This is a genomic window from Ruegeria sp. B10 (assembly GCF_056539825.1).
In genome coordinates this window covers 198,388-215,782 of sequence record NZ_JBQFVP010000010.1, presented here as the reverse complement: position 1 = coordinate 215,782, position 17,395 = coordinate 198,388, and the positions used below count along the sequence as shown (strand labels likewise).

The window sequence follows — 17,395 nt, the reverse complement described above, 5'->3', positions numbered from 1 at the left end:
TAAACACTGGTTGGGCAAAGGCAACAGGAAGAATACATAAAACCCGGCGAAGCCACTGTTTGATCACACAAAACTGAGGTCGGCTACCATTTGTTCAGCATGTCTTTGGCACGGGTCCAATATTCACTTTGCCGGCAGGTGTAGAATGCCTTCTCCATCAGATCGTAGGATTCAGGTCGGTGTGTTGCCAGTCCCACGACCTTGGGCAGCGGAGGGTTCAGACGCACCATCCGCTCTTTCAATACGAGATGGGCCATCCAATACTGGTTCTCAGCCGATGTGGTTAGCAGCAGTTCGATCAAAGCACCGCGAGGCGCGCCCGACGTGATCCCGAACCACTTCAGCAGGCCCCAGTCGTCGGGGTTCTTGATCATCTCCTCCGAGATATCTGTGGGCTGTTGACCGGTGCCGATCGACAGAGCCTCGATATGTGCCAAACCCTCGGCTCGGCCTGCCGCGATGGCCACGTTGATGCCGTTCATCACTGGATTGTTGGCAAAGGCCCCGCCATCAGCGAAATAGCCGTAGTCCACTCCATCCGAGATGATCTGATGCGGCGGGAAATAGGATGGCGCGGCCGAACTTGCCATGGCGACATCCAACAGGCCGACATCGCTCATATCCAACCATTTCTCGTAGCCCAGCGTCTGGTTGGTGATAGTGAACGGGGACCACCCTACCTTGTCGCTGCGATGCAGGCACACGGTGTTGACCGCGAGAACCAGATCCGGGGACAGAGAGTTGACTTTGCGGTCTCCAACTAGACTGCGTCCGATCTCCTCCAGCCCGGTCGCATTGTATTGCGAGGCGGTGATGCCCGGGCCGCCGCCTAGTTTGAACCGCCGCAGCACCTCATCCAGCGCCTTGTCCAGAAAGCTGTGTTCGTTTTCGCGGAAGATCTTGTCGGCATCTTCGCGGTAATGCGCGGCAAGGTCGCCGATCAGCCGGCCCATATCCTTGCCCTGCGTCCGGCCATCCGCCAGCGCCACGGCGATCAGCCCACCGGTCGAGGTGCCGGCGAACCCGTCCGCCTTGTCCAGAACGCCGGTCTCCTCCTGCAAGCTTTGCAGGATCAAGCAGGTCAGGTAGCCCCTGATCCCCCCGCCATCGCAGGACACAAGTTTGAATGCCATTCGATGCGCCTCATCGCTTTTTAGTTGTAGGAGGTTTTAGGATAACTGGGCTGGGAAAAGCCAGCCGTTTTGCGACCCGTTGAGGCTTATCCCGCATAGCAAATTGGAAAAAGCCTTGCGAAAACCTGTATTTGTCAGCACAGTTCGCCGCGAAAAGGACGGGCTTGGCCCGCAATGGCCGACCCCACCGGGGCCACGGCGCAATCAGGGAGTTGAGGCTATGGCGTTGGAACTACATGAGATGTGCAGCGGGCTGGGCTTTCCAGAAGGTCCGGTTGCGATGAATGATGGCTCGGTCCTGTTCGTGGATATCAAAGAGCAGACCCTCGTGCGCCTGTCCGTCGATGGCACCGTCAGTGTGGTGGCCGAAATCCCCGGCGGCCCGAATGGCGTGGCGATCGGCCCCGATGGCGCGGCTTACGTCTGCAACAACGGCGGTGTTTACAGTTTCGTGCCTTACGGTCCCGACGATATCACCGTCCCCGCCCCCATTCGCCCGCATTACAAGGGTGGGTCCGTGCATCGGGTCGATCTTGAGACCGGAGAGGTCACGATGCTGTTTGACTCCTACGAGGGGAAACGGCTCATCGCGCCCGACGATCTGGTCTTCGACAAGGATGGCGGGTTCTGGTTCACGGACACTGGGATCGAGGACGCGGAATCTACGCGCTATGGCGGGCTGTACTATGCCACGATCGACGGCAAGACACTTATCAAGGCTGCTACGATCCCGATGCCCAACGGGGTCGGGCTGTCGCCGGATGGCGGCACCGTCTACGTCTCGGACACGGTGTTTGGGCGGCTTTGGGCGATGAAGATCACGGGCAAGGGCCAGGTCGAGCCCGGCCCGATTCCGGGGATGCCGGGGCAGGTGGTTCAGACCTTGCCGGGGTACCAATGGCTCGACAGTCTCAAGGTCGAGGCCGATGGCCGGGTCTGCGTGGCGACGATTTTCAACGGCGGGATCACGGTGTTCAGCCCCGATGGATCAACGGAACATGTCGCCATCCCTGATCTTTTCACGACCAATATGTGTTTCGGCGGTGACGACATGCAGGATATCTGGATCACCGCCTCCAGCACGGGCAAAATCTACAAGGCCAGATGGCCGCGTCCGGGGTTGAAGCTGGAGTTTACGGCTTGATGTAAGGACCGTCGGTTTTGCGCGGTCGAGATCAGCATATGCTTGAGCCATGGCCGATAACGGAGGATGTGTCGCAGGTGTAATCCGTCGACAAAGAAACAGACGGACAAGGCCTTGGCCGGACTGCCGAGGCTTAGTCTGCAGGCGTGGGTGTGATAAGCCAGGTAATAACGCTGCGGTCCAGTTGTCGGTAGCCAATGTCGAAGACCGCCCCTGCCGTGACCGTTTTATTCAACGATTTAGTCAACCGCAGCCTCAGGACGGTTTCGCTGGGCGCGCAGTGTAGTTCTGCATGGTCAAAACCAAAGAACTGTTGAACTGCCGGGAATAGGGCTTTGTAGAGTGTCTCTTTGGCCGAGAATACAAGCGTTGCCATCAACGCCTGCGCGTCGCTTTCCCGGATCAGCCGGGTTTCTTCGGGCTGCAAAGCGACCTTGAAAATCGCATCCAGTGAGGATCCTTCGGCGATGTCCTCAATATCGACGCCAACCAAAGTGCCGGGCTGATCGGAGACAATCGCGGCACAGCGCCCCTTTGAATGCGTGATCGAACCTGCGACGCCTGCGGGCCAGATCGGCTCTCGGTTGGGACCCGTCGCGATCTGCGTCGACGCATGCCCCGTTGACGCCAAAGCGGCAATGGCTACGGCGCGGCCTGCAAAGTACTCAGCCTTTCGCTTTTCAACGGCCCTGTCCAAACGATCCGGTCGGTCGACGCACAACTTCGTGAAAAGGTCATCTTCAAAACGAGATTGATCAAACCTCGCGATCACAGCAGTCGCTGTCGCAGACCCGATGTCCATGGCCCCCACGTCCGTCAGGAACCCATCGGAGCGCGTTTCAAGGGAAGAGAGGTGTTGGGCAGGCGGTGTCATGGCCCCCTTGGCTTCCCTCAAGCGTCGCGCCACGTCAATCCGGTTTTTCAAATTGTATGACGCCTGCACAGTGGGGCAGCTTGAAATGTAGGGAACCATTTGAGCATCCGACAAAACCTACCTCTCGCGTAAAGGGTTGGGGGGCTCAGCGCCCCTCATGTCTTCAAATCTCGTAGACGCGTGTCAGACTACAATCGGAATTGGATTATGCGTCTGAAAGTGCCGAGATATCGGCCTTTGTCCACACGCAGTCGTGGTCGGACAGCGGTGTGCCAGTGGCCGAGATTGAACTCAGCACGCCTTTGTCTACGGGCGTGAGACCTCGCCCGGCCAGCCAATCCAGTTTCATCTTTCGATCCGGGTGCGGTGTGATCAGACTGGGGCGGGTCGTGTCGCCCTCGGCCGTAAACGCCCACGAATAGTCCTGATCTTCGGCCAGAGCGAACAAGGTTTCGCGGCGCCAGTCGAAATCGGGGGGAAGGTGGTTGCCGGTGTTCAGATCTCCGCCGATCAGAACGGGCATGTCGGGGGCGAAGGCGTCAATCTCCCGTAGAAGAAGTTCGAACTGACCTTGCCGGTGTTCAGCGGCGGAATTGCTTTCCAGATGGGTGGAGACCACGCAAATCGGCCCTTTCTCGGAGGGCACCACGGCGGCAATGGCCATGCGCCCGCCGACCCGGGGTTGTTCAGGGTCGGCAGCGCCGCTTTCCGGAGTGAACCAGTGGCCGTGGTCGTCCAACCGGATCAAAGCCGTGCGCTCAAACGGGACCGAGGACAGGACGGCGTTGCCGTGCCAGCCGGTCGTGTTGAAATCATCGGTGCAAAAGGCGCGCTCGGTCGGGCCGCCCAGATCAAGCTCGTGAAATTCGACGCCAAAGGCGTAGGTCATGCCAAGGGCGCGAGCGACCTCTTCAGTGGTGTGGCGTTGCGCGGTGCGGGCCATGCCGCAATCGACCTCGGAGAGCAGAACGATATCTGGTGCAATCGGGTCCAGATGCGCGGCGGTTTCTTCGGGAAACAGGCAGCGTTCAACATTCCAGGCAGCGACGGTGATCTGCGCCGTCAGTTGGGCCGCTTTGGCCTCGCCGCCCAATTGCAGCGTGTTCATCGCCGGCAAGGATGCCATTAGCGAGCGATGCGCCTGCGTTGTGCGCGGGGCGGCCATGATTTCAGCCCGCTGGTCTGATGTGACCTCGGGCAAAGTAGCGACAGTATTTGTGATCAAAGGACTTTTCCCGTTTCCACGTCAAACAGACGCAGGGCGTCGTGTTTCAGGGTGATGCGGGTTTCGCCCGTGTGCACGCTATGGTCTTTGCCGACCATGACTGTAAATGGCTGGTCCGCAAGCGTTCCGTGCAGCAAACGATGCGCGCCAAGTTCTTCGAGGATGTCGACCTGGAACGAGACGGATCCGTTCTCATCCAGTTCGACATCCTCGGGACGTACACCCATGGTCACCGGGCCGCTGACGGCCTGTGGCGCGGGCATCAGCCCGTCATAGCCGTTGAGGCGGACCTGCCCGTCTGACGCTTCGGCCTTGATCAGGTTCATGGGTGGGGCACCCATGAACGAGGCGACGAAGGTAGAAGCCGGATTGTGGTAGATCTCAGAGGGGGTACCGATCTGCTCAATCCGGCCAGCGTTCAAAACAATGATCCTGTCGGCCATCGTCATCGCCTCGACCTGGTCATGGGTTACGTAAACTGCCGTCGTGCCAAGACGACGCTGCAGGGCTTTGATCTCGATCCGCATCTGGTTGCGCAGCTTTGCATCGAGGTTCGAAAGAGGTTCATCAAACAGAAACAATGCAGGGTCGCGCACAACGGCACGGCCCATGGCGACGCGCTGGCGTTGACCACCAGACAATTGCGCCGGTTTGCGGTCCAGATATTCGGTCAGGTTCAGCATCTTGGCGGCGTCTTCGACCTTGGCTGCGATCTCGGTCGCGGGCGTGCCGCGGTTCTTCAGGCCATATCCAATGTTCTTGCGCACCGTCATATGCGGGTAGAGCGCGTAGTTCTGGAACACCATCGCGATGTCCCGATCCGCAGGGTCCACATCGTTGACCACCCGGTCGCCGATTTTCAGTGTACCTTCTGTGATATCCTCCAACCCCGCGATCATGCGCAACAGTGTGGATTTGCCGCATCCTGAAGGACCGACCAGAACGACGAACTCGCCGTCTTGAATGGTGAAGCTTGTGGTCTGAACGGCCTTGAAACCGTTGGGATAGACCTTGCGGATGCCCTCTAATGATACCTGAGCCATGCGCGTATTCCTTATTTGTCGGATTCTGTGAGGCCCTTGACGAACCAATTCTGGAAGAAGATGACGATCGCCACCGGCGGGATCATCGCAACAATGGCCAGCGCCAACGCTTGTCCATGCTCGGGGATCTGACTGTCGGTGTAGGTCAGCACGATCTGTTTGATGCCCCGGACCAGCGTGAAGAAGCTTTCATCCGTTGTGATCAGCGTCGGCCACAGGTACTGGTTCCAGCCGAAGACGAACATGATGATGAAGATCGCGGCAATCATCGTGCGGCTGAGCGGGACGAGGATGTCGATAAAGAACTTCCACGGCCCTGCGCCGTCGATCCGGGCGGCCTCGGCCAATTCTTCGGGGACGGACATAAAGAACTGCCGGAAGAAGAACGTGCCTGTGGCAGATGCGATCAGGGGAACGATCAGACCGGTATAGGTGTTGGTCAGGCCCAATTTCTGGATCGCCTCGTAGGAGGGCAGGATGCGCACCTCGAGCGGCAGCAAAAGGGTGGTGAAGATTACCCAGAAAGCCAGCGTTGCAAAGCGCAGACGGAAATAGACGATGGCATAGGCTGCCATCATCGAGATGATGATCTTGCCCACCGCAAAGCCGATGCCCAGGATGAATGAGTTCATCAGCATCAAGGTGCCATCAACGGTCTGCGTGAACCCGCCTTTTTCAAACATGGCGGCGTTGAAGTTCTTGCCCAGGTCGCCGCCAAGGCCCAGCTGGATGCCCTCGCGGTGGATGGTGACCGCATCGTGGCTGGCTGTGGTCAGCGCCAGCAGAGGCGGCAGGATCATCAGCAAGGACCCAAGGATGAGGACAAAGTGATCTCCGATCGTTTCCCAGCGGATTCGGCGGGGTTTGCGGGTCACGGCGGGTGTGTCGAGTGTGGTGTCGGCCATGATATCCTCCCTCAGGTATAGTGAATCCGGCGTTCCACCAGCCGGAACTGGAAGACGGTCAGGATCAGAACAAGGGCCATCAACACCACGGATTGCGCGGATGATCCACCAAGGTCGTTGCCGCGGAAGCCATCCAGATACACCTTGTAGACAAGCGTCATCGGGTTGTTGCCCGGCTCACCTTTCATCAGTGCGTCGATGATGCCGAACGTGTCGAACAGGGCATAAGTGATGTTGATAATCAGCAGGAAAAACGCGGTTGGGGCCAGCAGAGGAAAAGTCACATCCCAGAACCGCCGCGTGGATGAGCGGTTGTCGATCATGGCCGCCTCGCGGACCGAGCGCGGGATGGATTGCAGGCCCGACAGGAAGAAGATGAAATTGACCGGGATCTGTTTCCACACCGCGACGATGATCATTGCTGTTGCGGTGGCGTTGTAGTCAACGCCCAGCTTGAAATCCCAGCCGAACATCCCGAAGAACTTGGTCATGGGGCCAGTACTTTGATCAAAGAACAGAATGCCCAGAAAGCCTGCAACCGGGGGTGCGATCGCGTAGACCCACATCAGCAGGGTGCGATAGGATCTCGCCCCTCGGATCACCTTGTCGGCCTTCACCGCCAGCAACAGCGCGATGGCCAGAGAAAAGAAGGTGACCAGAATGGAGAAGACAACAGTAAACCACGCGATGCGTTTGTACTGATCATTGCCCAGCAATGATGTGTAGTTGTCCGCCCCCACAAAGGTCGAACCGAACCCGAACGGGTCTTGCAAAAAGAACGACGATTGCAGCGCCCATCCAGCGGGCCAGTAGAAGAAGATGGCGATGATCATGAGCTGCGGCAGCAGCAGCGCCACAGGAAGCCAGATAGTGTCGAAGCCCGCGCGTTTCATTGTTCGTCCAGTTGCAAAATGGGGGATGGCCGCGCCCAAAGGCGCGACCATCTTGGGGGTGATCCCAGAACCTTAGCCCTGAGTCTTGGCGAAGCGCGCCAGCAATTCGTTGGCTTCAGCTTCAATGTTTTGGAACGCGCTTTCCACGTCGGTCTCACCGGTCAGGATACGGCCATACTCGCGGTTCATGATGTCGCGGATCTGAACGTAGAAGCCCATGCGGTAGCCCTTGGTGTTGTCACCGGCCTTGGCTTGCAGCTGGTTTACGCCAACTTCGGCGGCAGGGTAGCGGTCATAGTGGCCGTCTGCCTTGGCGGCTTCATAAGCGGCCTCGGTGATCGGGACATAACCGGTTTCCTGGTGCCAGAAATACTGGGTCTCAGGTGCGGTCAGGAAGCGGAAGAACTCGGCAGTTGCCTTGTTTTCCTCGTCCGACTTGCCCGACATCGCGAACAGAGCGGCACCTCCGATGAAGGTTTGGGTCGGCTCAGCGGTGACGGCTTCCCAATAGGGCAGCTCGACCGCGCTGAATTCAAAGCCCAGGTCTTTCTGCAGCAACCCGCCGAAGGAACCGGACGAGCCCAGCCACATGGCAACCTTGCCTTCTTCGAACGGTTTTGCGTTGTCACCCCAACCGGTGCCATACCATTCGAACATGCCGTTGTCTTTCCACTCGGTCACGGCAGTGAAGTGCGCCTTGATCGCGTCGTTGTTGACCAGGATCTCGGTGTCCATGCCATCATAGCCGTTGTTGTTGGTCGCAAACGGCAGGTTGTGACGCGACATGAAGTTCTCGGTGAAGATCCAGGGCAGGTGCGACTGGCTGAGCGGGATGTAGCCGGCCTCTTTCAGCGCCGGAGCGGTGGTCGACTGGAACTCTTCCCATGTCTTCGGCGGGGTCACGCCCGCGGCTTCCAGAGCGTCGACATTGTAATACAGGATCGGGGTCGACGAGTTGAACGGCATCCCGATCATCTTGCCATCACTGTCGGCATAGAAGTAACGCACACCAGCGATGTAGTCATTGATGTCGAATTCGACGCCGTTTTCAGCCAGCAAGTCCTGAACCGGAACGGTCGCGCCCTTGGCCGCGATCACAGTGGCGGCGCCTGCGTCAAACACCTGCATGATGTTGGGCTGCTCGCCCGCGCGGAAGGCAGCGATCCCTGCGGTCAGCGTTTCTTCGTAGCTGCCCTTGTAGATCGGAGTGATTGTGTATTCGTCCTGCGACTCGTTGAATTTCTCGGCAACCTTGTTGACGGTTTCACCCAGCTGCCCGCCATGGGCATGCCACCAAGTGATTTCGGTTTCTGCAAAAGCTGCGGTCGCGGTGAACGCGAGCGCGGCAGCTGTTGCGCAAAACTTCAGATTGTTCATTTCGATCCTCCGGTTCGGTATCGGCCCTTTGCAGCAAAAAGACCGTTGGCATTATGTGCCAGTTTTCATGCAGGCTCCCCTGCGGCGTTTTTCGCGCACAGCCTCCGACCCGCATCAGTGGAACACGTCCGCAAACTGCACACGTGACCACATACTGTTAACGTATGACAGTTCGATGAAAGATTTCTAGCAATATTGACAAATTCGACAAAAAAGATGGACAGCTTAGGCGTGGTTGATGACAGCAAAAAACAACTGGACAGACCGCGCCGCGTTACGGCGCAGGCGGTTGCCGATGCGGCGGGCGTGTCCCGCTCGGCCGTGTCCCGAGCGTTTACGCCCGGCGCCTATCTTGATGCAGAAAAACGTATAAAAATCATGCGTATGGCCGATCGTATGGGGTATCAACCCAACGCGTTGGCGGCGGGGTTGAAGGGGGGGCGATCGCACCTCGTAGCGGTCTTTGTGGGCAACAAGCGGAGCACCTACGACTCAGAGTTCGTGAACCGGTTGGTCGGGCAGTTGAACACTCTGAACAAGTGGCCGATTCTGATTGATGGCAGCGGCGAGAGCGCGGAATCAGCCATGGATCACGTTTTGCGCTATCCGCTGGATGCTTTGATTCTGCGCGGGGGCAGCATGCCCGGCGCGCTTGTGGAGCAATGCAGCAAATTCGGGGTCCCCATGATCTCATCCGGGCGGATCGTTGATGCGGCGGGGATCGACAACGTGTGCTGTAAGAATGCTGACGGGATGACCATCGCGACCCGTGTTCTGTTGGACAAGGGCCGCACACGGTTTGGGTTCATTGCAGGTGCCGCCGAGTTCGGATCTTCAGATGATCGCAGGGCCGGGGTGGTCAACACTTTGGTGGCCGCAGGATTGTCCCTGATCGCGGAAGAGGTCGGAGATTTCACGGTTGGTTCTGGTTACGAGGCAGCACAGAAATTGCTGCGGGAAAACAGCCTCGATGCGCTGATCTGTGCCAACGATGCCAGCGCGATCGGGGCGTTGACCGCTGCGCGAGAGCTGGGCGTGGACGTGCCCGAAACACTCTCGATTGTGGGCTTTGACGATATTGAAATGGCCGGGTGGCCTGCGTTCAATCTCAGCACGATCAACAATCCGATCGACCTGTCGGTCGAACATGTGATCACCTTGCTCGAAAAGCGTCTGGCTGAACCGGCTAAGGCCAGTGAGACTCTTCTGATCGAGCCCTTCTTTGTCCCGCGCGGTACCCATTGACGCTGATACGGCCCGACGTGCCTGAAATCGCGAAGGGTTCGTCCGCGCGTGTTGGATTTTGATATTTTTCACACCGCCTCTCACCCGATTTTGCCGTCAAAGGGAGACAGGTTTCGACAAAGGTGCCTTTCTGCTGCCGCAAGTTGTTGTGAGTGTGGGTCGGGGCCTGTCTCAGACCTCTTTGATCGACGTCTCTGACAGTCTTTCTACCAAGCTCTGCTCAATCTCTTCCAGAACGCCGCGCACGCGTTTTTGCAAGGCATGTTCGACAGAACAGGTTGGCGCCTCATCTTCACTGCCGCTTGCGACAAGGCGCTCGTCCAGCGCAAGGTAGACATCGGCTAGCGTGATTTCGCTCGGAACGCGGGCCAGACGCCAACCGCCTGCATGGCCTTTCTCGGACGTCAGCAGACCGGCGGCACGCAATTTTCCCAAGACGCGACGCACAACAACCGGGTTGGTTCCGGCATGGTCCGCAATTTCGGTTGAGGTGCGCACACGGTCCGGTTCTCCGGCCATATGGCTGAGCGTATGCAGGGCAAGTGACAGGCGGCTATTGCGCTTCATATGACGGGGTTCTCCTAACCTGCTGGAAACGTAACTTTGGCTGTTGCATTAATCTAGTAACTATGAAAGTTACAAGAACCACATACAGAGCTATGGAGACTCATATGTCAGATACGCGCCTTCCCGTCACGGTGCTTTCCGGATTTCTTGGGGCTGGCAAGACCACTTTGCTGAATCGGGTTCTCAACAACCGCGAAGGTCGCCGTGTCGCGGTGATCGTGAACGACATGTCCGAGGTGAATATCGACGCCGACCTTGTGCGCGCCGATACCGAGCTGAGCCGGACGGACGAGACGCTGGTTGAAATGTCGAATGGCTGTATCTGCTGCACCCTGCGCGATGACCTTTTGGATGAGGTCCGCCGACTGGCGGCCGAGGGGCGCTTTGACTATCTGCTGATTGAATCAACGGGTATTTCTGAGCCTCTGCCGGTGGCTGCGACCTTTGATTTCCGCGATGAGTATGGCGAAAGCCTGTCCGATGTGGCGCGTCTGGACACGATGGTGACGGTTGTCGATGCGGTGAACCTGCTTGGGGATTTCTCCTCGCATGACTTCCTGCAGGATCGCGGTGAGACTATGGGCGAGGAAGACGAACGCACCCTCGTCCATTTGCTAACCGATCAGATCGAGTTCGCCGATGTCGTGATCCTGAACAAGGTCGACGATGCCGGGCCGGAAAAGGTCGACGCGGCCCGCAAAATCATCCGCAGCCTCAATGCGGATGCCGAGATCGTCGAGGTCAATCACTCCGCTGTGGCGGCTGAGAAAATCCTCGATACCGGGCTGTTTGACTTCGAAAAAGCCCATGAGCATCCGATGTGGGCCAAAGAGCTGTATGGCTTTGCTGGCCACGTGCCGGAGACTGAAGAATATGGTGTTGCGTCTTATGTCTACCGGGCGCGTCTGCCCTTCGTGCCCGAGCGTATCCTTGAGGTTCTGAACGGCGATCTGCCGGGTGTGATCCGGGCCAAGGGGCATTTCTGGATTTCTACGCGTCCCGATTGGGTGGCTGAGTTTTCGCTGGCCGGAGCGCTCTCTAGCGTGCAGCCTTTGGGCACTTGGTGGGCTTCAGTTCCGGAAGAACGCCGACCGACCCATGACAGTGCCCGTGCCTATATGCAGGCCCATTGGCAAGAACCATGGGGAGACCGCCGGCAAGAGATCGTGTTCATCGGGGCAGGGATCGACTGGCCGACCCTCAGGGCGCGATTGGATGCCTGTCTTGTGCCCGCCGTTGCGGGTTTGGGTCCCGACAATTTGCCGGACTATCCCGACCCGTTCCCGATCTGGCGTCGGGCTGAGGCAGCAGCATGAGCGTTGTGCGCCAAACCGTGATCGGTGCGGCCGTTGGGGTTGGCGTTGCGGATACGCCCGAGGCGCTGAGCGCCTTTCTCAACCCAGGTTGCGCCGCAGCACTTTGGCGGCGTCAAACTCCGCCCAGTGTTCAAAGCTGGCTAAATGATCTTGACCCCGAGGACCTGCCCAAGGGGCGGGTGATCCTTCTGTTGGGCAAGGTGGCCGAAACGGTCGGCCATCTCTGCGACATGTCCGGTTTGACAACATGCCCCGAGCGGGATTGGCTGGAGGCAGACATCGCCTTACTGGCAGAGGTGTTCTCAGATCTGGTCTCGGCCCGTTATTTGCGGTTGCGGCTGGATGTTGTCACGTCCAATGCCTGCCGCAAATTCCATATCGACGCCATCACGGCACGACTGGTCTGCACCTATCGCGGCACCGGTACGCAATACGGCATTTCGCGCGATGGCGCTGAGCCTCAACGTGTCTTTACGGTGCAAACCGGGTCTCCGATCCTGTTGCGTGGAACACGCTGGCCGGAAACACCGCGGTCGGGTCTTTTGCACCGTTCCCCTCCGATCGAAGGCACCGGCGAGACCCGGCTCGTACTGGTATTGGATCCGATCACCGACCCGGAAGAGGCTGCATGACCGGAAATCTGGGGCAAAGCAGCTTGCGGCGTAGGAAGCGCGCGGGCGATCCTATGGCCGTCTTTGACAGCCTGCCCGCCCCGTTGCGGCAGTGGTTGTCCGAAGCGGCCCTGCCATGGTCGCCCGTCACGGCGCGCCGGATTTGGGTCAAAGCGCTGGCCAAAGGTCTTACACCGGAAGAAACGTTGCTATCGCTGAATCGGGCCGAGGCGAGTACACTGGCACGTGACAAGGTGATGGCCCTGCCGCGCCGTTAAGGCACCCAGGCTTTGGGGTTGCTTTGACTTGAAACTGTTACGCTCTGCCGTCACCATCCGATCATTGTTGATTGATGAATTACGGAGGGCGCAATGGCCTATAAGCTGATTAAGGGCGAGTTTCATATTTTCTATCCCGACATTCCAAAGCAGGGCCCGGAACCTGACGGAGATACTCTGAAATTCAAACCAGATGACCCGTCGTTTGTTCAGGACCTTTGGCGTTCGGGTCAGCCCCGGCCCGGCTTCAATGGGCGTGGGATGATCAATCTGCGGTTTGAAGGGCTGGATGCGCTCGAAACCCATTTCCGCAGCGCGCATCAGAACAAACCCCTTGCGGAGGCGTCGCGCGATTTTCTGTTGGATTGGGCCGGGTTCGGAGACGTGGTGTTCTGGGAGGACAAGCCCAACAAGGTAAAGCAGGTCGAAAACAACCCGGTTCGCGGTTACATCCTGACCAATGGTCTGGACGGTCACGGCCGGATCGTGGCCTTTGTCTACGCGGGTGATGCGCCCGAACCGGACGGTGAGGTGTTCAAACTGATGCCAGAGCGCGTGGATCAGAGCTTCAACGCGCGCAGCCTGGAGGCGGGTCAGTCCTATCCGCTGTTCTACCTGACGCTGCCGATCTCACTTGCGCAGCATCTCGGAGGGATTGCGGATCAGGCCCGTGCGACTGGAAATGGTCTGTATCCCGATGATGCGTCGGCCCCCGAGCAAGACTTCGAAGTAACCCCTGCGAATTATCAGGATCTGGCAATCTGGCCCAAGCTTTTCCGTCGCTTGCATGACTATTTCGCAGATGAATTCGATGATTTGAACGGGTTCGATACCTGGTTGCGCGCGGACCCGAGGGACCGGGACGATCGCATGCTTCTGCCCGAAGACTATGACGCCCATTTCCATAATGTGGTCGAGGTGACCTCGCCCACGTCGATGAGGCTGACAGTCGACCCCAAGGATATCGTGATCCTGCCGGACGATTTCACCATGCCCGACACCGGCCTGCCGTCACAGTAGCGCCAGGTCTAAAGCTCCGCCGAAGGTGCCGGGCCGCGCCAGTCCAGACTGAGATCATGGCGCAGACTATGTGGGAAGGGGATCATCCGATTGGTATCCTCGTCCCACAGCCTCCATTTCAAGCAACTGAGCGCGCCTCGGACGTCGATCGCAGCGCTGTTCCAGTCCTGCGCAATTGAGGCGTTGCAGGTTTTGAGGTGATAGCAGGGGATTTTGGCGTTCAGGTGATGCAGGTCGTGGAAGCCGAAATTCAACAGTACAAAATCCACAACCGGTCCTAGTCGGAGCGAACTCGCACCGTGCAGAGCGGCTGCATGGGCGGTTTTGTCGGCCGACTGCCGCCAATAGGTTTCTTCGAAGTTGTGCCCGACATAGACGACAAATATTCCGAAACTGCCTGCAAGAAGGCTGCCAAGGATCAGGGCGTAAAAACTCCACCAGCCAAGAAGTGTGATGATCAGGCTCCAGAAGGTGAACATGGCTATGTTTTGCAGCAGTACATCCCGGACGCTGACTTTCAGCGTGTTTCGGGGCCAGCGGTATTGGACGAAGTAGATCAGGACCGGGCCGATCAGGAACAATGTGATGGGGTGCCGATAGGCGCGGTAGAAAAGTTTCCTAGACAGGGGCGCGGCTTCGTATTCGCGCCGGGTCATGACATAGACCTCGTGGGCGTCCCGGTGATCCAGATTGCCCAGATGCTGGTGATGTAGGTTGTGATTATACCTCAGAACGCTATGCGCGATCCCGGAAACGAGGCAAAGGAAGTTCCCAAGGAGATCATTCCACGTGCGGTTGGTGAAAAAGCTGTAGTGCCCACAGTCATGCTGGATGGAATAGAGCCGAAGGATTCCTGCCGCAAACAGAAACGAACCCAAGGTCAGGGAAAGCCATGCTCCGGAAAATAGGGCAGGGATAGCAAGCCCCGCAGCGACGACGCCTGCGCTGATTGCCAGCGCTTTGCAGGCCATCCTGTCGTCTGGTTTTGCGAATTCCCTCGGAACCTTGATCGAACTCATTATCGTCACTGAAAATGATTGAGACTATGAAACTGGTTGGCGTCCCCAATCGTTAGCACGGCTTTGGGTTTCCGCCAACGTGGTTAAGGTCCACGGTTCAGGCGTCGGTTTGGGACAGCTCCAGAAACATATAGGGCTGTATGTTCTCGAATGGCCAAACGCGGACCACCTGCGTCAGGCCCAGTTTCTTTGCCCCACGCCCGATCGCGTTAAACACTCCGATATGTTCCTGAAACACCGGATCGTCGCTGAACCTGTCGATCATGCTGTCGGTGATCTCAGACCGTACGCGCAGGCGCAGGCCGGACCCCTTCAGGTGACGTTTGATCTGGGCCAGACGGACGAAATTGAGGCTGTTCCACAGCCCATGAACTTCGTAGGTGTCCTCAACCCATGTAATCCGCTTTCGAAACAGTCGCCCTGTCAGGGTCTTTGAGCGAAGCGCGGGGATGTTGAAATGTGGCTCATACGGGAAGCCGTAGTTGGGGCAGAGAATCAGGCAGCGGCCCTGTGGGGCCAGAAAACGCGGCAGCGTATCCAGGAAATGCCGCCAATCCGGCAAGTGCTCCAGAACGTTGACCATGTAGATCAGGTCATAGGGTTGTGACGGAGTGAACGCCTCATAGGTGCTGCGTTGAATGTCTCCGCCCTGCTTGGCGGCGTGATCCAGAACATGCTCCATCGGTGCGAAGCCTTCGGCGAAAGGCTCAATGGCGTCCAGCGTAATGTTAGGGTTCCGCTGGCGCAGCATGGTCAACAGGATACCTGCCCCGCAGCCGATCTCCAGTGCCCGCGCGCCGGGGGGCAGGGCGCAGATTTCAGGGTCGAGATTCTGGAAATGAAACCGCGCCGCGCTAAGCCAGATGTCTTTCAGGGGAAAGTCGAACCGCGCGAAATCCTGAAGAATGTCTTCGACTGAAAAAAGGCTTTCTTGAAGGCTGACCGAATGCATACTTATCCCAAGACGAGTGGTTTGAAGGAACGATATTACAATGTGTTGGAGCGGGCCAGCGTCCTATACCATTGCCGCCGTCGGGGTAGTCGCCACCGTCAAGGCCATACGCCAAGGCGAGAGCCCGCTGCTTTGGTCTCCGCTGGTGTATTTCACCGCGATTGAGGTGCTGCAGGGCTATTCCTATTCTGTCGAGGGGCAATGCGCATTGCCCCAAAATCAGGTCGCCGCGTTGCTGGCCTATATACATATCGCCTTTCAGCCGCTGTTTACCGGCATTCTCGCGTTGTATTTCATCCCAAAGGATGTGCGCGGTATGATAGCTCCCGTGGTCTTAGGTCTTGGCGCAGTGACTGGAGCGTATCTGTTGCTGCAAATTTATCCGTTCGAGTGGGCAGGCCCGTGCCGACCGGGTCGTCTTTTGTGCAGCGATCATCTGTGTGTGAAGGCGGAAAGCTGGCACATAGGGTGGCATTTGCCACTGAATGATCTGGGTGAAAGCCTGCCTGCAACGATTCTTGGGCAGCAATATGATCTGAACTTCCCGGTCTATTTTACGGTGATGTTTCTGCTGCCCGCCGCTCTGGGCGCATGGAAAGTCGCGGGGTTTCAACTGCTTATCGGGCCCACGCTGGCCTGGGCCTCAACCGATAGCCCTACGGAAATGCCTGCGATCTGGTGTCTGTTCTCGCTGGGCATTGTCATGATGATCGTGTTCACGCCGCTCAAGACGGCGCTTCAGGCAAGTTCATGGCCTTTATGGACTGTGCTGCGCTGGGTGAACGGGACCAACAAAAAAACCACTCTAGTACCCTAACAAACCGTTCACCCGCGCACCACTTTCTTTACCTCGTGCCTAACCTGCGAACCGCGGATCCAATCTGGTCGGAGACCCGGTTCCCCCTCAAGCCGGTGGGAGGCAAGAAACTCTATGGAGGCGACTAAGTCTCGTCGTCATCCTCCAGTTGATAAAGAACCCAATCGTCACTCAGGCCTTTCAGCTGTTTGGGTCCAATTTCCTGAAACTCCAGCCCCAGACCCAAAACCAGATCGCGCACGGTGCTGGAAACCCATGTCTGCCCACCAGGTGTCAGGCTGAGAACACGTGCCGCGATTGCGATTGCGATGCCTGTCACATCGTTGGTGGTGCGCAAGCACTCGCCACAATGAATACCGGCCCGAAGCTTTAGGCCAAGCGCGTCTGCCGTGGCCCGAAAGGCCTTGGCGCAAGCGATAGCGGCGCTGGGGCGGGGAAAGATCGCCAGCATGCCGTCACCCATGAGCTTCACAAGTGTGCCTTCGTGTTCTGCAACGGTTTCAAGTGCTGCCGTATCCAGGGCATCCATGATATCGCGCCACTCGGCATCGCCAAGACGCGCAACGATCTCGGTCGAGTTCACCACATCGGTCATCATGATTGTGACCAACAGGCTTTTGTTTTCACCATCGGCCGCGCATTCGGCGATATTATCCTCGAACGTTTGGTCGATCAATGCGCTCGGCTGAGGGTGGATGATCGTCGGGCGAACCGGGAAGGTCTTTACGACCGCTGGTTCGTTACTCTCCATATCAACGACTGCCAGAGTGCTATGCTTGCTGCATGACGCTGGAAGTTCAGACAGTTCGGGATCGTCGATAGGCTCAATAATTTCAAAAGACGTATTAAACATAACTGCACCAACAAATTGGGACGTTGAAACAGAGGTTAAAATCAAATTGTCACCAAACCGCGATGCAGATGTTAACCAGATGTTAACAGGCCCGGTTCTTACGCACGCTAGGCTTGTGTCCCT

The 17,395-nt window shown here is 57.8% G+C and carries 18 protein-coding genes; 7 read left to right on the top strand and 11 right to left on the bottom strand.

What is annotated here, in order from left to right; translation table 11 throughout:
* Window positions 1-83: 83 nt before the first annotated feature.
* On the bottom strand, window positions 84-1,133 hold the full coding sequence (locus ACR0J4_RS15540) for a patatin-like phospholipase family protein (RefSeq protein WP_170641098.1): 1,050 nt from the start codon (window positions 1,131-1,133) through the stop codon (window positions 84-86).
* 115 nt (window positions 1,134-1,248) lie between these two features.
* Between ACR0J4_RS15540 and ACR0J4_RS15535 the strand changes: the two genes are divergently transcribed.
* Window positions 1,249-2,277, top strand: a complete 1,029-nt coding sequence (locus ACR0J4_RS15535; protein ID WP_480668722.1) for an SMP-30/gluconolactonase/LRE family protein — start codon at window positions 1,249-1,251, stop codon at window positions 2,275-2,277.
* 133 nt (window positions 2,278-2,410) lie between these two features.
* Here the strand turns inward: ACR0J4_RS15535 and ACR0J4_RS15530 are convergent, their stop codons facing one another.
* From ACR0J4_RS15530 to ACR0J4_RS15505, 6 genes are all read right to left on the bottom strand, one after another.
* Complete coding sequence (locus ACR0J4_RS15530) at window positions 2,411-3,151, bottom strand: 4'-phosphopantetheinyl transferase superfamily protein (RefSeq protein WP_170641100.1); 741 nt, start codon at window positions 3,149-3,151, stop codon at window positions 2,411-2,413.
* Between the two features lie 205 nt (window positions 3,152-3,356).
* On the bottom strand, window positions 3,357-4,376 hold the full coding sequence (locus tag ACR0J4_RS15525; RefSeq protein WP_480668721.1) for an endonuclease/exonuclease/phosphatase family protein: 1,020 nt from the start codon (window positions 4,374-4,376) through the stop codon (window positions 3,357-3,359).
* Window positions 4,373-5,419 (bottom strand): sn-glycerol-3-phosphate ABC transporter ATP-binding protein UgpC, encoded by a 1,047-nt coding sequence (locus tag ACR0J4_RS15520; protein ID WP_170641102.1) that lies wholly within the window; start codon window positions 5,417-5,419, stop codon window positions 4,373-4,375. Before ACR0J4_RS15520 ends, ACR0J4_RS15525 begins: the two co-directional genes overlap by 4 nt.
* Before the next feature lie 11 nt (window positions 5,420-5,430).
* Window positions 5,431-6,324, bottom strand: a complete 894-nt coding sequence (locus tag ACR0J4_RS15515; protein WP_170641104.1) for an ABC transporter permease subunit — start codon at window positions 6,322-6,324, stop codon at window positions 5,431-5,433.
* Between the two features lie 11 nt (window positions 6,325-6,335).
* Window positions 6,336-7,217: an ABC transporter permease subunit gene (locus ACR0J4_RS15510; RefSeq protein WP_170641106.1), complete on the bottom strand. Its 882-nt coding sequence runs from the start codon at window positions 7,215-7,217 to the stop codon at window positions 6,336-6,338.
* A 72-nt stretch (window positions 7,218-7,289) separates the two neighbouring features.
* Window positions 7,290-8,594: an extracellular solute-binding protein gene (locus tag ACR0J4_RS15505; RefSeq protein ID WP_170376927.1), complete on the bottom strand. Its 1,305-nt coding sequence runs from the start codon at window positions 8,592-8,594 to the stop codon at window positions 7,290-7,292.
* 231 nt (window positions 8,595-8,825) lie between these two features.
* Between ACR0J4_RS15505 and ACR0J4_RS15500 the strand changes: the two genes are divergently transcribed.
* Window positions 8,826-9,839 (top strand): LacI family DNA-binding transcriptional regulator, encoded by a 1,014-nt coding sequence (locus ACR0J4_RS15500; RefSeq protein ID WP_480668720.1) that lies wholly within the window; start codon window positions 8,826-8,828, stop codon window positions 9,837-9,839.
* A 171-nt stretch (window positions 9,840-10,010) separates the two neighbouring features.
* Here ACR0J4_RS15500 and ACR0J4_RS15495 read toward each other — a convergent pair whose 3' ends face one another.
* Window positions 10,011-10,406, bottom strand: a complete 396-nt coding sequence (locus tag ACR0J4_RS15495; protein ID WP_170376931.1) for an RrF2 family transcriptional regulator — start codon at window positions 10,404-10,406, stop codon at window positions 10,011-10,013.
* A gap of 104 nt (window positions 10,407-10,510) precedes the next feature.
* Here ACR0J4_RS15495 and ACR0J4_RS15490 point away from each other — a divergent pair, with 104 nt between their 5' ends.
* The 4 genes from ACR0J4_RS15490 (at window position 10,511) to ACR0J4_RS15475 (ending at window position 13,631) form a co-directional block, all read left to right on the top strand.
* Window positions 10,511-11,722 carry a CobW family GTP-binding protein gene (locus ACR0J4_RS15490; protein WP_170641111.1) on the top strand — a complete coding sequence of 404 codons (1,212 nt, stop codon included), beginning with the start codon at window positions 10,511-10,513 and terminating at the stop codon, window positions 11,720-11,722.
* Window positions 11,719-12,354 (top strand): DUF1826 domain-containing protein, encoded by a 636-nt coding sequence (locus tag ACR0J4_RS15485; protein ID WP_170554859.1) that lies wholly within the window; start codon window positions 11,719-11,721, stop codon window positions 12,352-12,354. The genes ACR0J4_RS15490 and ACR0J4_RS15485 overlap by 4 nt, the downstream gene beginning before the upstream one ends.
* Window positions 12,351-12,611 (top strand): DUF6525 family protein, encoded by a 261-nt coding sequence (locus ACR0J4_RS15480; RefSeq protein ID WP_170641113.1) that lies wholly within the window; start codon window positions 12,351-12,353, stop codon window positions 12,609-12,611. Before ACR0J4_RS15485 ends, ACR0J4_RS15480 begins: the two co-directional genes overlap by 4 nt.
* A gap of 93 nt (window positions 12,612-12,704) precedes the next feature.
* Window positions 12,705-13,631, top strand: coding sequence for a hypothetical protein (locus tag ACR0J4_RS15475; protein WP_170641115.1), 927 nt, complete (start codon window positions 12,705-12,707; stop codon window positions 13,629-13,631).
* An 8-nt stretch (window positions 13,632-13,639) separates the two neighbouring features.
* Here the strand turns inward: ACR0J4_RS15475 and ACR0J4_RS15470 are convergent, their stop codons facing one another.
* Together ACR0J4_RS15470 and ACR0J4_RS15465 are read right to left on the bottom strand one after the other, a co-directional pair.
* Window positions 13,640-14,650 (bottom strand): fatty acid desaturase, encoded by a 1,011-nt coding sequence (locus ACR0J4_RS15470; RefSeq protein WP_170641117.1) that lies wholly within the window; start codon window positions 14,648-14,650, stop codon window positions 13,640-13,642.
* A gap of 97 nt (window positions 14,651-14,747) precedes the next feature.
* A complete protein-coding gene (locus ACR0J4_RS15465; RefSeq protein WP_170641119.1) occupies window positions 14,748-15,602 on the bottom strand; it encodes a class I SAM-dependent methyltransferase in 855 nt (284 codons plus the stop codon).
* 40 nt (window positions 15,603-15,642) lie between these two features.
* Here ACR0J4_RS15465 and ACR0J4_RS15460 point away from each other — a divergent pair, with 40 nt between their 5' ends.
* Window positions 15,643-16,419 (top strand): DUF5765 domain-containing protein, encoded by a 777-nt coding sequence (locus tag ACR0J4_RS15460; protein ID WP_170641121.1) that lies wholly within the window; start codon window positions 15,643-15,645, stop codon window positions 16,417-16,419.
* Between the two features lie 124 nt (window positions 16,420-16,543).
* On the opposite strand, the gene ACR0J4_RS15455 is transcribed toward ACR0J4_RS15460, so the two are convergent.
* The gene (locus ACR0J4_RS15455) at window positions 16,544-17,170 is read right to left on the bottom strand and encodes an adenylate/guanylate cyclase domain-containing protein (RefSeq protein WP_170641123.1); all 627 of its coding nucleotides are present in this window, start codon (window positions 17,168-17,170) and stop codon (window positions 16,544-16,546) included.
* Window positions 17,171-17,395: the final 225 nt, after the last annotated feature.